Origin of the sequence: Calidithermus roseus (assembly GCF_003574095.1) — a bacterium.
GTDB classification, from domain to species: Bacteria; Deinococcota; Deinococci; order Deinococcales; family Thermaceae; genus Calidithermus; species Calidithermus roseus.
The window spans coordinates 1-11,683 of record NZ_QWLA01000095.1 but is presented as its reverse complement, the minus strand read 5'-3'; the positions used below and the strand labels follow the sequence as shown (position 1 = coordinate 11,683).

Below are 11,683 nucleotides of genomic sequence, written 5' to 3'. Positions count from 1 at the left end.
GGTGCGCATGGGGGGAGAGCAGGGTCACCTTGGCCCCCACCTCCAGCAGACCCCGCACCTTGGCCTCCGTCTCCCAGCCCCCTCCCACGAACAGCACCTCCCTGCCGGTTAGGTTCAGCATCACGGGATAATAAGCATGAGCATGAGGTAGAGCCATGGTTCACCGAGCCAGACTCGGCACGCTCCGAAGCACCAGATGCGAGCCGATAAACATCAGCCAGAGCAAAAGCCCCAGCCGGAAGGGGCGCTGGGCGATCCGCTGGGCCAGCCAGACTCCGGCCAGCGATCCCAGCAGTCCGCCCGCGGCTATTTTGAGCAGCAGGGGAAAGTCGGCCTGGCCCAGCGCGGCGTGAAACCCGCCGCCGATGGCCGAGAGGATCAGGCCGAACCAGATGTCGGTTCCCACCACTTCCTTAGGCAACAAGCGGGTTCCGCTCATGAGCAGCAGGGTTCCCAAAGCCCCCGCGCCCGCCGAGGAAAAGCCCACCTCGAGGCCGATAAACGCCGCGACCAGGACGATCCAGGCGGGGTGGAGGCTTCGCGGGCGGATCTTCCTGAGCGTAAGCGTGAGGTTGATCAGGGCCACGGTAATTATGGTCAGCCCGATGACCACCAGAACGGCATCCTTGTGGCTCTTGAGCGAGCCCAACAGGAGGCTCCCCGCCGCCACGGCAGGCACTCCCCCGGCCAGCATCCAGGCCAGCGCCCGCAGATTGACCTGCTTCCGCGCGAAGTAAACCAGCCCTGCGGGGATCTTGGCGAAAACCGAGAACAGCAGCGCCGTGCCCACCGCGACTTCGGCGGGTACGCCCAGAAAGAGGATCAGCACGGGAGCGGTGATGGTTCCGCCCCCCACCCCCGAGAGGCCGATGCTCAGGGCAATCATGAAACCCGCGAGGACCTCGAGCATCTCAAGCACTCCTCACGGCTTCATCCCGGTACGCCGCGCGCAACACCTCGGCCACCTCGGGACGGGTAAACTCCGGCGGCAGCGAGGCCCCCGAGCGCAAGAGTTCGCGCACGCGGGTTCCCGAGAGGATGAGGTGATGAGCCCCGTCGTGCGGGCAGGTGCGCGCGGAGACGATGGAGCCGCAGGTCTTGCAGTAGAAGGTGTGCTCGAACTTGAGGATGTGGATGCCGATTTCCCCGGGAGCAAAGGCCCCGAAGATCTCCTGCGCGTCGTAAGTTCCGTAGTAGCTGCCCACCCCGGCGTGGTCACGCCCGACGATGAAGTGGGTGCAGCCGTAGTTCTTGCGGCTGATGGCGTGCAGGATGGCCTCGCGCGGCCCGGCGTAGCGCATGGCCGCCGGGTAGACCCCCAGGAGCACCCGCTCCTTCGGGTAGTAGCGCGCGAGCAGCACCCGGTAGGCCTCCATCCGCACCTGCGCAGGCACGTCGTCGGCCTTGGTAGCACCCACCAGGGGGTTCAGGAAGAGGCCGTCGATGTGCTCGAGGGCCACCTTGTGCAGGTACTCGTGGGCGCGGTGGATGGGGTTGCGGGTCTGGAAGGCCACCACCGTCTTCCAGCCACGCTCCTGGAAGATGCGGCGGGTCTCGAGGGGGGTGTAGTGGTGCTCGGGAAACTCCCCCCGGTCCAGCCGGAATAGGCTCACCCGCCCAGCCAGGTTGACCTCGCCCTGGCTCAGGATGGCAGCCACCCCGGGGTGGGCGGGGTCGGCGGTGCGGTAGACCTCGAGGGCTTCCTTTTGCTTGTCGGGCCTGTACTGCTCCGCGACCTCCAAGAGCCCCACCGTCTCACCCTTTCGGGTCAGGCGCACCGTGCTGCGGTAACGCGGGGCCTCGGCCTCCGCCACGCTTAGGGTGATGGGGATGCTCCAGGGCAGGCCGCTGGCGAGGCGCATGTGCTCGACCACGCTCTTGTAGTCGGCCTCGCCCAAAAAACCCTCCAGCGGCGAGTACACACCGGTGGCGATGAGCTCGAGGTCGGCGTAGCTGCGCTCGGAGAGCTCGAGGGCGGGGAAATGGGCGTATTCGCGAGGATCGGCCTGCAACAAGCGGTTGACTAGCGTTCCGCCGTGCGGGGCGATGCGCCCCTGGCTCCACTGGCTCATGGCCGAACCTCCAGTCGGTTTTTGTGGACAAGGTTTGTCAACTTTTCCATATCGTCGAGCCTTACTTCCTCTGGCTTTGCGCTTAAAGGGCCTTCTCCCCCATCCACAGCCCGCACTCGGTCTTGCCCTTGCCCTCCCAGCGGCCCGCCCGCGCGTCCTCACCAGGGCGCACCGCTCGCGTGCAGGGCCAGCAGCCGATGCTCAGGAAGCCCGAGGCGTACAGGGGGTTGACCGGCAAGTCGTGCTCGCGAGCATAGGCCTCTAGCTGCTCCCGCGTCCAGTAGGCCAGCGGGTTGATGCGCAGGCGTTCACCCTCCTCGAGGAAACCGAGGAAGGCCCGGGTCGAGGCCTGATCGCGGCTCCTGGCATTGAGCAGGGCGCTGGGCCGCTTGAGGGCCAGGTAGTCCCGCAAGGGAGCGACCTTGCGCACCGCGCAACAACCATCCGGGTCGCTGCGGTAGCGCTCTTCCCCCCAGGGTTCCTCTTCCAGGCCGGCACTGAGGGTGACGAAGCGCAGCTGTGGGTAGCGCTCCTTGAGGCGATCGCGGGTTTGCAGCGTCTGGGGGAAGTGGTAACCGGTGTCCACGAACACCACCTCGCCCATGTATCCCGCTTTGGCGGCCAGGTCGATGAGCACGACGCCATTGAGGTTGAACCCGCTGGGCATGAGCAGATCGGGGTAATTCTCCAGCGCCCATCGAATGACGAGCACAGGATCGGTTCCCGCGTCCCAGGTATCGGGGGTTGAAGCCTTCGATGCCTTCACGCCCGCACCCGCACTTCCACACCCAGGCGCTCGAGCGCGCCCAGCAAGCGGTCGAGGCTCTCCTGGAGGCTTAGCTGATCGGTCCGCAGGTGCAGATCGGGGTTCAAGGGCGGTTCATAGGGATCGGAAACCCCGGTGAAATTGGCGATCTCTCCCCTGAGCGCCCTGGCATAAAGCCCCTTCACGTCGCGCTGAACCAGCACCTCCAGCGGCGCGTCCACGAAGACCTCGAGCTTCCTCGGAGCCTGAGAAAGCACCTCCTCGCGGGTAGCCCGGTAGGGGCTGATCGCGCTCACCAGCACGATCACGCCGTGCTTGGCCAGCAGGTTGGCCACGAAGCCGATGCGCCTTATGTTGGTGTCGCGGTCCTCGCGGCTGAAGCCAAGCCCCTTCGACAGGTGCTCGCGCACCACGTCGCCATCGAGGTGCTCGACCTTCTGGCCCGCTTCGTAGAGGTGAACCTCGAGGGCTTTTGCCAGCGTGGTCTTGCCTGCGCCGGAAAGCCCGGTAAACCAGACCACCACCCCGCTCATGCTTCGGCCCAACCCGCGTAGCTGTCCAGCAGCACCCGCCAGGCATTGCGGGCCGCCACGTCCGCTACCAGCGCCACAGCCGCCAGCACCCAGGCCGCGAAGCCGGGGTGGTGCAGCGTCACTTCCTGTTCAGAGCCGGTGCGGGCGTCGAGCCGGGTGGGGCCGAACTTCACCTCCACCGGCTGCGCCACGCCCTCGAGGTAGGCCCAGCCCGAGGCTGAATCCTCTGAAAACTCCAACTGCGCGCTCGAGCCGTGCTCGGCCCCCACCAGGCGAAGCTGGAGGCGCTTCCCCCCGTGCTGAGCATGCAGGGCAAAGGCCCGCCCGCTGCTGGCCACCGAGCCCAGAAGCTGGCCCTGATGGGCCTCGAGGTACACGTTCTCGCCGAAGATCGCCCCACCCAGCCGCCCCACGAGCCGCTTGCCATCCCAAGCAAGCTGCACGCGGTAGCTCATGCCGGAGCGCCGCACCTCGCCATGGATGCGCTGCGCGGCTGAAAAAGCTTCGAGGGATGAAGGGTGTTTTCCCAAGTTATGAACGGGTTCGTGGTTCAACAAGTTCATGGTGTGCTCCCATAACAGACGATTCCAAGTGCCGACGGCCAGCGACGAGGCCAGGACAACAGCGCCCGGAACACGAAAGCACACCCATGATCTGAGACTTGGACATAGCTTCCAGCACAAAAACCTCCTTATCTTCCCCGGACGGTGTCCGGGCCGGAATTGGCACCTACGCAGAGACGCTTCAGATTGCCGGCTGAAAGCCCCTACGGGTTGCCGCAGCTTCGCAGGGCCGTTCCCTCCGCTGCTCTGGATAAGACCCGAGGGTGCTGCCGCACCCGTCCCGACTCAAAGCCGGGATGGAAGGTAGGCTAGCATAAGTGACAAAACTTGTAAACAATTGGCGGCGGTGATCATTGGCTCGTACGCCGATACCAGATTCGGTTGCTTCGTTGCCGAATGGCAGCGAACCAACCCGACCGAAGGAAGTGAATCTCTTGGATTGGACGACTATCTTTTTGAATCCGGTATGAATACGGGCCCCAAGCCTCCCCTCCCGCCACCCGGAACCCGGTGACCCAAGTGCTCATGACAAAGGACCGGGGCCCTTACCCCGGTCCCTTATCCGCCGGATGGCCTAAAAGTTCAAGCGGCTGAGGTTGGCGCGAATGGTCTCGTTCTCGCCGCTACGCAGGTTGACCTCGGTGACGAAGACCCGGTAGCCGGGGGACAGCAGCACGACCTGGTGGCGGCCAGGGTTCACATCGAAGCGAACGGTGCCGCCGGGGCCTACGGTGCCGACCTCCTGCCCGTCCACGAAGACCCTGGCCTCGACGTTGGCGGAGATGGTGAGCTGAGCACGCAGGGGGACGAGCTGAGCGTTGATGCGGGTTTCCTGACCCCGCTCGACGCGCACCGTGGTGCGGTAGTCGGTATAGCCGCTCAGGCTGACCCGCACGTCGTAGGTGCCCTCGTTGATCTGCACCGAGTAGGGGGTGCGGCCCACCCGCTGGTTGTCGATGTACACATCGGCACCGCTGGGGCTGGAGTTCACGCTGAGGACGCCGGTGCGCCGGGAGGGGTTGAGGCTGGCGTTGATGGTGGTGGTCTGGCCGGGGTTGATCACCACCGAGGTGCGGAAGGTGTCGTAACCATCCAGCCGGATTTCAACGTCCGCCCGCCCAGGGTTGAGGCCAATGCTCAAGGGTGTGTTGCCTACGAAGCGGCCATCGACGTAGACCTGGGCTCCTTGCGGGCTGGAGTTCACCACCAGGGTGCCGGTGCTGGGACGGGTGCGCTCGAGGGTGGCGTTGATGTTGACGGTCTGCCCAGGGTTGACGTTGACCGAGGTGCGGTAGGTTTCGTACCCGGCCAGCCGCAGTTCGACATCCTGGCGCCCCGGCGTCACGCGGACGGTGACGGGGGTACTGCCCACAAAGCGCCCATTGAGGTAGACCTGGGCTCCTTGCGGGCTGGAGTTTACCACCAGGGTGCCGCTGATGGGCTGGGGCTGGAGGCGACCGACGGTGAAGAAGGCCACATCGGTGGTCCAGTCCTGATCGGGCACCGGGGTGACCACGATGGCGATGGCCCGGCCCAGGGCGTCGGCTCCGCGCACCAGGGGGCGCAGGCTCGAGTCGATGATGCTGCCGATGTTGAGCGGGCGCTTGGAGGCCACCGCCAGCACCCGGTGCTGGCCTTCGGGGCCGTCAATGGTGAACTCGTAGCGAGCGCCCACCGGGGGGTAACGGCGGGTTTCCCCCGCCCGCAGGAAGTTGTCGCGGTCGAAGGGGTTGGGCAGGATGGGCGAGATCTCCCCGTTGGGGTAGACCCCGAACAAGTAGACGTAGGCATCCTGGTTGACCGAGACGTTGATCGCGATTTTTTCACCGATCTGGTACACCGGGTTGCCGCGCCCGGTAGGGTCACGGTCCACGCGAACCTGCACCCGCAAGTCGGTGGGCACGGGGTTGACGACGATGTTCTGAGGGCTGAGTTGGGGCTCGGCGTGGGCTACGAGGCCCAGCCCCAGCATTAACAGCGCTATAGCACGCTTCATTTGCTCACCTCCGAACATAGCCTAGAGCACCTTTCTTCAACTTCATGAGAGCGTCGTCAGCCGAAGTTTATGTCACGGTACCGTATTCATCCCGTACTCATCGCATTCTTCAGCCATCTCATAGCTTTCCCAACTTCATCCCATCTAGCCGGGCTGATTGGGTAGAGTAAGGTAAAAGCATGGCTGTTCTCGAGCTCTGCGCCGACGACCAATACCTGGTGGCCAGCGGCGATACGCCGCTGCTGGAAGTCTGGGACTCCCTGCCGCAAGGGCTCTATCCCCCCTTCCCCCCAGTGGAGTTACCCGGCGGAGTGGGCGGACTGCTCGCACGCGGGGGCTTCGGGCAGAACTTCTTCTTCGCCGCCGAGGTGCTGGGGCTGGAATTTCGCACCCCCAAAGGCCGGGTGCTGCGGGCCGGGGGCAAGGTGGTCAAGAACGTGCAGGGCTACGACCTGGTGCGCCCTTTCGTGGGGAGCTTCGGCACGCTGGGCGAGGTGCTGCGGGCGACGCTGCGGCTGCGTCCGGGGAGGGAGCGGGTGTTCGTGCGCAAGACAGGCAGGCTCGAGGGGTTGCGCCTCGAGCCCCGCTTCGTATGGCAGGAGGGCGAAACGCTTTACGCCTTCACTTTCGGCCACCCTAAGGAGGTGGCCGCCTTCGAGCAGGCTTTCGGCGGGGAAAGGCTGGGTGGCAGCCTGGACTACCGCCCGCTGTTTCCCGGCGGCATGGGCGTAGGAGAGGGGCCCGTGCGCGACCTGCGCATGAGCTGGGCCGACGGGGGCAAGCCCCCGCCGATGCCCAAAACCTTCGAGGCCCTGGTCGAGGCACTGTGAGCCACCGGGGATTTTCCCGGAAGCCCAGCGCTACAGGCGGTTGAGGTTGGCCTGCAGGGTCTGATTGCCCCGCAGGCGCACGTTGGCCACGAAGGCCTCGTAGCCAGGGGCCAGCGCCACGACCTGGTGTTCACCAGGACTCAGCCGCAGACGCAAATAGCCCTTCTTGGTTCTGCCAGCCTCCCGGCCATCGACGTAGACGATGGTCTCGACGTTGGAGTAGAACTCGAGCACGCTGGCGATGGGCTTGAGCTCGCGCTCGACATGCACGGTCTCACCGGGGTCCACGCTAAGCGTCAGACCCGAGCGCTCGTAGCCATCCAAAACGAACTCGAGCCTGTACCTGCCGGGGTTGACCGCGATTCGCATAGGGGTGGTGCCGATGCTGCGCCCATCCAGCAGCACCTGGGCTCCCTGGGGGTCGGTGTCGATCACCAGCGTGCCCGCACGGGGTGCAGGCTGGGCGCGGCCCACGACGAAGAAGGCCACGTCGCTGGTCCAGTCCCGGTCGGGCACCGGGTCGACCACGATGGCCATGACCCGGCCTAGCTGCTCGCCCTGCACCCTGGGCTGGTAGTCGTTGGCCACGTCGAGCACCCGGCCCATGTCCAGCCTGCGCTTGGAGGCCACCGCCAGCACCCGGTTCTGTCCGTTGGGGCCGCTCACGGTGTAAGTGTAGCGGGCGCCCGTCGGGGGGAAGCGACGGGTTTCCCCGCCTCGCAGGAAGTTGTCCTCGTCGAAAGGGTTGGGCAGGATCGGGTTGATCTCACCCCCGGCATCGATGCTCAGGAGGTACACGTAGGCGTCCTGGTTGACCTGCACGCCGATGGAGATCGCTTCACCATTCTGGTAGGTGGGGTTGCCGCTCTTGCCAGGGTCCCTGTCCACCCAGACACGCACTTGGAGATCGGTGGGGACAGGGTTGACGATGATGCGCTGCGGGCTGACCTGGGGTTCAGCGTAGGCCAGCATCCCCAGCGCGAGGAGAGCCACGGTTCGCTTCATGCTTTCACCTCCGAGCCCCAGGGTAAAGAAGCGCGCTTCAGCTTCGTGAAAAAGGCTTCAGGTCGGGTTGAGCCAATCGTCGTCTGATGCTCAGCCCTTCATCAGGAAGCTCTCAAATTGTCGGGGAGGGACACGATCCCGTGGGTAAACTCGAGGCCGATGAAGCCCCAGTTCAAGGTGCCCCCCGTCCTGGAGCCCCACCGCCGCGAGGTGCAGGTCGGCAGCCTCAGGCTTTTCCTCTATGATGCCGCCCCGCAGAACCCCGCCCCCGTGTTCTTGCTGCACGGCCTGGGCGACGAGGCCGACTCCTGGCAGCGCCTGATTCCCCGGCTCACGCCCCACCGCCGGGTGATCGCCCCCGACCTGCCGGGCTTTGGCCGCAGCGGCCGTCCCCACCGGGCCTACACCCTGCGCTTCTTCACCCAAAGCGTTGGGGGGCTGCTCGAGGCCCTCTTCCCCCGAGGCAACTCCAGGGTCACGCTGGTGGGCAGTTCACTGGGGGCGGCCATCGCCCTGCGCTTCGCCCTCGAGCACCCCGAGCGCGTGGAAAGGCTCTTTCTGCTGGACGGCCCCCTCATCAAAGGCCGGCTCAACCCGCGCCTGCTGCTGTTCTTGCTGCCCGTGCTAGGTGAGCGGCTCTACAACAGCTTTCGCCGCGACCAGGAACTCGCTTACGCCAGCCTGCGGCCCTACTACCACGACCTCGAGGCCCTTCCCTCCGAGTTGCGGGCCTTCCTGCGCGAACGGGTCTGGGAGCGGGTCTGGAGCGACGAGCAGCGGCGGGCCTACTTCTCCACCTACCGCTGGCTGGTGTGGCAGGCGCTGTGGGGCCTGTTCAAGCCCGAGGAATTGCGCAGCCTGAAACTTCCCGTCAGCATTGTCTGGGGCGAGCAGGACCACATCGCCCCCACCGATTCCGCCAGGGCGCTGGCCGAGGCAATCCCCGGCAGCCGCCTGGTGATGCTGAAGGACTGCGGCCACCTGCCCCAGCAAGAAAAGCCCGAGGAGCTGGCCCGGCTGCTCCTCGAGGGGTAGGGATAGCCCGCGCCTCTCAGAGCGGTTCCCACGAATACCCCACACGGACAACCAGGCCGTGTTTTGTGGGAAACGCCATCAGGACTGCAAATCGGAGCGACAGCGCTCACAGACCCCTTCGTACTCGACCTGAACGCCGGAGATATCCAGGTGGGGGTACTGCACTCGAGCCTGGGCCAGCAAGTCGGGCAGATGCACGCGCAGGTCGTAGTATTCACCGCAGCGCGTGCAGATCATGTGCAGGTGACCGTCGAGGTTGGCCTCGTAGCGGGTAGCCTCACCGCTGCGGGTCAGGGGGAGCAGGTAACCCTCTTCGACCAGGGCCTCGAGGGTGCGGTACACCGTGCCCAGGCTGATGCTGGGCACCAGCTTGCGCACTTCCTGGTAGACCCAAGCGGCGTCAGGGTGGTGTCCCTTCGCGCCGCGCACCACCTCGAGCACTGCTTTACGCTGCCGGGTCAGACGTTTCATCCCCATGGCTCTAAAGAGTATAGCGGTCCAGCGGGACAAATGTCAGTAATCCCGACCCGCTTGTGGGGGATTGAGGCCACAAGCGCGCTTGGCGCACGACCCCTAACCACTGACCTCGACTCCCGCCAGCAATTCCCTGCCCCCCTGCTCCAGCAGATCCACAGCCAACTCGTCGCCCAGCTCCTCGGCCTCGGAGGCGTCGCCCTCGATCTCGGCGCGGATGAGCTCGCGGCCATCGGGGGAAACCACCACGCCCTCCAGGCGCAACAAGCCGTCGTCCTCTACGGTCGCCAGCGCACCCGCCGGAGCGGCAAGCCCCATCCCCAGGGCCTTGACGAAGGCCCGTTCGGCGTAGACCCGGTCCGCCGAGGGCCGGTGGTTGAGGCTGTAGGCCAGCTCCTCGGCCCAATCATCCCCCCGCCGCACCTCGAGCCCCAACGCCCCCTGCCCCGCCGGGGGCAGGATGACCTCGGGGCTGAGCATCTGGTCGATGCGGTTGTGCAAATCCATGCGCAGCAGCTCGGCGGCCCCCATCACGATCGCGTCATAGTCGCCGCTGCCCAGCGCTGCCAAACGGTCGTCGAGGTCGCCGCTCAAAGCCCTGACCTGCAGATCGGAGCGGAAGGCCAGCAACTGGGCCTTGCGGCAGAGGGTGCTGGCCCCCACCACAGCCCCCTTGGGAAGGTCCTCCAGACGCTTGGCGCTGCGGCCCAGGAAGGCTTCGCGCGGCTCCATGCGGCGGGTTACCGCTACCAGATGCAAATCCTCGGGGGTGTCGGCGGGAAGGTACTTCATGGAGTGCAGGGCAATATCAATCTGCCGGTTTTGCAACGCCTGGCGCAACTCGGCTGCCGTGGCATCCTGACCAACCTTAGCCTGCACGGTTCTGACCTTGAACTCTGCCTCAGGCCAGTTTTCCTTCAGCAGCTCCACCACGTAGCGGGTCTGGGCTTGCGCGAGCAGACTTCCCCGCGTGCCGATGACGATAACGCGCATACAGGGCTTTATATTAGCGGATCGTCGGTGAAAGGGGGCAGGTTATGCACCCCCAACTAGCGAAAACGGCTCCTGTAGGGCTCGGGCAGGGCTTCGGGCACCACCTTGAAATCCCCCTCTGCCATCTCGGCCAGCCCCCTGCCCACCAGGGTATGCAGGGTCTGGGTCACGTACTGCTGCACCCGGCGCAGCGGCAGGGCTTGCGCGCCGAGTTCAGGCCGGTGCATATCCAAGAATGCACGGTGAAAGGCGGGCAGTTCGTCGAGGGGGATGGCGGCCTCGAGTTCAGACCACAGCAACATACCCCTATCCTCATGCCGCCTGAAGGCATTCGTCAAATGCAGGGGCGATAGTCGAATACCCGCCCCCGCGTCTTGCATTTTGCGTCTTGCGTCTTGCGTTTAGCCTTCGACCATCGACAACCTTATCTCTGCCTGCCCACCACGAACACCAGCTCATCCCCCTTGCGCACGATGAACAGCAGCGCCGCCCTGCCGCTGTCGTCGCGGAAGTCGTAGCGGGTGCGGGTCTCGCCCCCGACCTGCTGAGTCTGCGGCCAGCCCTCTTGCAAGTAGCCCGCCGAGGCAAAGCTGGTCATGAGCTGCATCACGAAGGCGTCGTGCAGGCGGCTGGCGATGCCCCTGGCGGCGTAGACCTCGAGGTTGAAACGGGCGGCATCGGGAATCCGCGCGATGATGGCCTCGCTTCCCTTGCCCGCCCTGAAGGAGCCACTGGGGAAACGCACCCCCGAAACCAGCGAGCTTTGGATCGCAGCCACGGCGGTGACCTCCACGAGGGTTTGGGCCAGGGCCGGGCTGAGCAGCAACAGCAGAACCAGGAGCCATGCTCTCATGCCCCCAGCGTACCCACGGTGGGTAGGGGCTCGAGGTGCAGATGCCCTTTTTCTGAGCCCCTCAGCCCGCCGGGGCTACCTCTCTCGAGGCCGCACGGGCAGCCCCAGCCCCTCCCAGCGCTCGTCCACCCGGCGCACCACCTCGGGGCTCATGACGATCTTCTGTGGCCAGCGGCGCGTGAAGCCTTCCTCGGCCAGCTTGCGGGTGCCGTCGAGCACCAACACCGGGCCTTCGGCGCCCGGCAGCACCCAGGCGTCGCGCTCGGGGTCGATGTTGTTGAGGATGGCCCACAGCAGTTCGTCGGGGTCTAGGGCGGTGTCGTCGTCGGTGAGGAGCAAGAGGCGAATCCCCGCACTCTGAGGGGTCGCCAGAAGCTGCTCGGCCAGAGCCCTGGCCTGGCCTGGGGCGGTCTTGGCGAAGGTGGCGGCCCAGACGCCGGGCCAAAGACCTCCAGGTACCGCCCGGTCTGCTGCTGCTGCACCTACCGCCCTACACCCCGGAGCTCTCCCCGGCGGAGCCGGTGGTGCCTCTGCTGCGGGAAGCGGTGGCCAATGAGAGCTTC

Annotated in this window: 14 protein-coding genes, 1 pseudogene and 1 riboswitch; of the genes and pseudogenes, 2 read left to right on the top strand and 13 right to left on the bottom strand. The window is 65.8% G+C overall.

What is annotated here, in order from left to right:
* From Mrose_RS16635 to Mrose_RS16605, 7 genes are all read right to left on the bottom strand, one after another.
* Positions 1–121: NAD(P)-dependent oxidoreductase (locus Mrose_RS16635; protein ID WP_147371600.1), on the bottom strand; the 121-nt coding region annotated here is incomplete at its 3' end.
* Between the two features lie 39 nt (positions 122–160).
* The gene (locus Mrose_RS16630) at positions 161–910 is read right to left on the bottom strand and encodes a sulfite exporter TauE/SafE family protein (protein ID WP_119280171.1); all 750 of its coding nucleotides are present in this window, start codon (positions 908–910) and stop codon (positions 161–163) included.
* A gap of 1 nt (position 911) precedes the next feature.
* A complete protein-coding gene (gene sat / locus Mrose_RS16625; protein ID WP_119280169.1) occupies positions 912–2,072 on the bottom strand; it encodes a sulfate adenylyltransferase in 1,161 nt (386 codons plus the stop codon).
* An 82-nt stretch (positions 2,073–2,154) separates the two neighbouring features.
* A complete protein-coding gene (locus Mrose_RS16620; RefSeq protein ID WP_220452354.1) occupies positions 2,155–2,784 on the bottom strand; it encodes a phosphoadenylyl-sulfate reductase in 630 nt (209 codons plus the stop codon).
* A gap of 50 nt (positions 2,785–2,834) precedes the next feature.
* Positions 2,835–3,371 (bottom strand): adenylyl-sulfate kinase, encoded by a 537-nt coding sequence (gene cysC / locus Mrose_RS16615; RefSeq protein WP_119280165.1) that lies wholly within the window; start codon positions 3,369–3,371, stop codon positions 2,835–2,837.
* A complete protein-coding gene (locus Mrose_RS16610; protein ID WP_119280163.1) occupies positions 3,368–3,934 on the bottom strand; it encodes a hypothetical protein in 567 nt (188 codons plus the stop codon). The genes cysC and Mrose_RS16610 overlap by 4 nt, the downstream gene beginning before the upstream one ends.
* A 125-nt stretch (positions 3,935–4,059) precedes the next feature.
* A riboswitch (SAM riboswitch) is annotated at positions 4,060–4,191 on the bottom strand.
* A gap of 317 nt (positions 4,192–4,508) precedes the next feature.
* Positions 4,509–5,930 carry a PEGA domain-containing protein gene (locus tag Mrose_RS16605; RefSeq protein ID WP_245970003.1) on the bottom strand — a complete coding sequence of 474 codons (1,422 nt, stop codon included), beginning with the start codon at positions 5,928–5,930 and terminating at the stop codon, positions 4,509–4,511.
* A gap of 179 nt (positions 5,931–6,109) precedes the next feature.
* On the opposite strand from Mrose_RS16605, the gene Mrose_RS16600 reads away from it, so the two are divergent.
* Positions 6,110–6,760, top strand: a complete 651-nt coding sequence (locus Mrose_RS16600) for an FAD-binding oxidoreductase (RefSeq protein WP_119280162.1) — start codon at positions 6,110–6,112, stop codon at positions 6,758–6,760.
* A 30-nt stretch (positions 6,761–6,790) separates the two neighbouring features.
* On the opposite strand, the gene Mrose_RS16595 is transcribed toward Mrose_RS16600, so the two are convergent.
* A complete protein-coding gene (locus Mrose_RS16595; RefSeq protein WP_119280160.1) occupies positions 6,791–7,765 on the bottom strand; it encodes a DUF4384 domain-containing protein in 975 nt (324 codons plus the stop codon).
* Positions 7,766–7,924: 159 nt separating this feature from the next.
* Between Mrose_RS16595 and Mrose_RS16590 the strand changes: the two genes are divergently transcribed.
* A complete protein-coding gene (locus Mrose_RS16590) occupies positions 7,925–8,800 on the top strand; it encodes an alpha/beta fold hydrolase (protein ID WP_119280158.1) in 876 nt (291 codons plus the stop codon).
* A gap of 78 nt (positions 8,801–8,878) precedes the next feature.
* Here Mrose_RS16590 and perR read toward each other — a convergent pair whose 3' ends face one another.
* The 5 genes and pseudogenes from perR to Mrose_RS16565 all read right to left on the bottom strand — a co-directional run.
* Positions 8,879–9,277, bottom strand: a complete 399-nt coding sequence (perR, locus tag Mrose_RS16585; RefSeq protein WP_119280157.1) for a manganese-dependent transcriptional regulator PerR — start codon at positions 9,275–9,277, stop codon at positions 8,879–8,881.
* A 96-nt stretch (positions 9,278–9,373) separates the two neighbouring features.
* Positions 9,374–10,267, bottom strand: a complete 894-nt coding sequence (gene hemC, locus Mrose_RS16580; protein ID WP_119280155.1) for a hydroxymethylbilane synthase — start codon at positions 10,265–10,267, stop codon at positions 9,374–9,376.
* A gap of 56 nt (positions 10,268–10,323) precedes the next feature.
* On the bottom strand, positions 10,324–10,569 hold the full coding sequence (locus Mrose_RS16575; protein WP_119280153.1) for a hypothetical protein: 246 nt from the start codon (positions 10,567–10,569) through the stop codon (positions 10,324–10,326).
* A gap of 122 nt (positions 10,570–10,691) precedes the next feature.
* A complete protein-coding gene (locus tag Mrose_RS16570) occupies positions 10,692–11,120 on the bottom strand; it encodes a hypothetical protein (protein WP_119280151.1) in 429 nt (142 codons plus the stop codon).
* Between the two features lie 75 nt (positions 11,121–11,195).
* Positions 11,196–11,683, bottom strand: a pseudogene (locus Mrose_RS16565) (hypothetical protein); the annotation flags it as partial.

Bases quoted from the DNA above. Each gene is read 5' to 3' on its own strand.
- Mrose_RS16630 (WP_119280171.1), bottom strand. From the start codon at position 910: ATGCTCGAGGTCCTCGCGGGTTTCATGATTGCCCTGAGCATCGGCCTC.
- sat (WP_119280169.1), bottom strand. From the start codon at position 2,072: ATGAGCCAGTGGAGCCAGGGGCGCATCGCCCCGCACGGCGGAACGCTA.
- cysC (WP_119280165.1), bottom strand. From the start codon at position 3,371: ATGAGCGGGGTGGTGGTCTGGTTTACCGGGCTTTCCGGCGCAGGCAAG.
- Mrose_RS16610 (WP_119280163.1), bottom strand. From the start codon at position 3,934: ATGAACTTGTTGAACCACGAACCCGTTCATAACTTGGGAAAACACCCT.
- Mrose_RS16605 (WP_245970003.1), bottom strand. From the start codon at position 5,930: ATGAAGCGTGCTATAGCGCTGTTAATGCTGGGGCTGGGCCTCGTAGCC.
- Mrose_RS16600 (WP_119280162.1), top strand. From the start codon at position 6,110: ATGGCTGTTCTCGAGCTCTGCGCCGACGACCAATACCTGGTGGCCAGC.
- Mrose_RS16595 (WP_119280160.1), bottom strand. From the start codon at position 7,765: ATGAAGCGAACCGTGGCTCTCCTCGCGCTGGGGATGCTGGCCTACGCT.
- Mrose_RS16590 (WP_119280158.1), top strand. From the start codon at position 7,925: ATGAAGCCCCAGTTCAAGGTGCCCCCCGTCCTGGAGCCCCACCGCCGC.
- perR (WP_119280157.1), bottom strand. From the start codon at position 9,277: ATGGGGATGAAACGTCTGACCCGGCAGCGTAAAGCAGTGCTCGAGGTG.
- hemC (WP_119280155.1), bottom strand. From the start codon at position 10,267: ATGCGCGTTATCGTCATCGGCACGCGGGGAAGTCTGCTCGCGCAAGCC.
- Mrose_RS16575 (WP_119280153.1), bottom strand. From the start codon at position 10,569: ATGTTGCTGTGGTCTGAACTCGAGGCCGCCATCCCCCTCGACGAACTG.
- Mrose_RS16570 (WP_119280151.1), bottom strand. From the start codon at position 11,120: ATGAGAGCATGGCTCCTGGTTCTGCTGTTGCTGCTCAGCCCGGCCCTG.